Source organism: Pseudoalteromonas aliena, assembly GCF_038155085.1.
GTDB classification, from domain to species: domain Bacteria; phylum Pseudomonadota; class Gammaproteobacteria; order Enterobacterales; family Alteromonadaceae; genus Pseudoalteromonas; species Pseudoalteromonas aliena_A.
Genome location: NZ_JBAKAU010000257.1, coordinates 1 through 212 on the forward strand (window position 1 = coordinate 1; position 212 = coordinate 212).

The 212-nt window shown below is 43.9% G+C and carries 1 pseudogene; it reads right to left on the reverse strand.

Going from position 1 to position 212, the window contains the following annotated elements:
• A pseudogene (locus tag V6260_RS19295) lies at positions 1-208 on the reverse strand (adenylosuccinate synthetase); the annotation flags it as partial.
• Positions 209-212: the final 4 nt, after the last annotated feature.

Sequence of the window (212 nt, forward strand, 5' to 3'; positions counted from 1 at the left end):
CACCAAACTCATGACCTTTATCACCTAAGAGCTTACCTACAGGATCATGCTTATCAAGACCATCGTAAAGCTCTGTAGGGAAAGCGCCTGAGCCAACACGTCTTGTGTACGCTTTAATAATGCCTAAAACGAAATCTAGGTTTAACGGACCAAAACCTGCACCTGAAGCAACGCCACCAGCAGTTGTATTTGAAGACGTTACATAAGGCTAA